The organism is Mycobacterium sp. 4D054 (assembly GCF_052245755.1).
In the GTDB taxonomy this organism is placed as follows: domain Bacteria; phylum Actinomycetota; class Actinomycetes; order Mycobacteriales; family Mycobacteriaceae; genus Mycobacterium.
Window position 1 is genome coordinate 1 of the sequence record NZ_JBQQCF010000133.1, and the last position, 1,514, is coordinate 1,514.

General features: G+C 66.4%; 1 protein-coding gene. It reads left to right on the forward strand.

The genetic code is table 11. The features are described from left to right. Window positions 1-260 precede the first annotated feature (260 nt). The gene (locus ACTWP6_RS30225) at window positions 261-1,487 is read left to right on the forward strand and encodes an IS110 family transposase (RefSeq protein ID WP_396884621.1); all 1,227 of its coding nucleotides are present in this window, start codon (window positions 261-263) and stop codon (window positions 1,485-1,487) included. The last annotated feature ends 27 nt before the right edge of the window (window positions 1,488-1,514 follow it).

Sequence of the window (1,514 nt, forward strand, 5' to 3'; positions counted from 1 at the left end):
CCCTAATGGGAGTCGACCAGCGAGTCTTCACCCGATAGCGATCTGTTGAGGGGACGCTGGTCACCGAGCCGCTGGCCGGTGAGCACTGTGCACGCCCTGAGGCGCTTTTCGACTTCTAGGGCTAGATCGTGCCCCGGCCGGTCGGTGAGGTCACCTATAGCGCTGATGGGGTGTCGTGCTTCGAGCACTGATCCATTAGGTTGCCGCCGGGTGTCCTTCGGCTCGAACAGGTTTCACCCGATATCGAGCAGGGAGGCGAGTTGACGATCTTCGTTGGAGACGATTGGGCCGAGGACCACCACGACATACATTTGATGGACGCCGACGGGATCACGCTGGCATCGCGTCGGCTCCCGGAAGGACTTGCCGGGATCGGTGGGTTCCACGAACTGGTGGCCACCCACGCCGACGAACCTGACCAGGTGGTGATCGGCATCGAAACCGACCGCGGCTTGTGGGTCGAAGCGCTGGCCGGAGCCGGTTACCAGGTGTTCGCCGTCAACCCGCTCGCGGTGGCCCGCTACCGCGACCGCCACCAGGTATCGGGCGCGAAGTCCGATGCCGCCGACGCCAAGGTGTTGGCCGATCTGGTGCGCACCGACCGCCACAACCACCGTCCGATCGCCGGGGACACCCCCGACGTGGAGGCGATCAAGGTGCTGGCCCGGACCCATCAGAACCTGATCTGGGCGCGCAACCGCAACACCAACGCACTGCGCTCGGCGCTGCGGGAGTACTACCCGGGCGCGTTGGAGGCCTTCGACTCGCTGTCTGACCGCGATGCCCTGGCCATCCTGGGTCGCGCATCCACCCCGGCCGACGCCGCCCGCTTGAGCGTCTCCAAGATCCGATCGGCACTCAAAGCCGCGGGCCGACAACGCAACCTCGACGCCAGAGCGCTGGAGATTCAAACCGCCCTGCGCACCGAGCACCTCGCCGCCCCGCCCGCGGTCACCGCCGCGTTCGGGGCGAGCACCCGCGCAGCGGTCGCCATCATCGCCGAGATCAACCATCAGATCGCCGCCCTCGAGACCGAACTGGCGACACATTTTGAGACACACCCGGACGCCGACATCTACCTCTCCCTGCCAGGACTCGGTGTCATCCTCGGCGCCCGGGTGCTCGGTGAGTTCGGGGACGACCCGAACCGCTACACCACCGGCAAGTCTCGCAAAAACTACGCCGGAACCTCACCACTAACCGTCGCGTCGGGCAAGAAACGCGCCGTGCTGGCCCGCCACGTCCGCAACCGCCGCCTCTACGACGCGATCGACCAATGGGCCTTCTGCGCCCTGACCAACAGTCCCGGTGCCCGCACGTTCTATGACCAGCACCGCGCCGCCGGCGATACCCACCACCAAGCCTTACGCGCCCTCGGTAACCGCCTCGTCGGCATCCTGCACGGCTGCCTGCGCCACCACACCGCCTACGACGAACACAAAGCCTGGGCACACCGCCAGCCCACCCCAGATACCCAAGCCGCTTGACAACCTACGGTCCTGGGATGTCTAGCC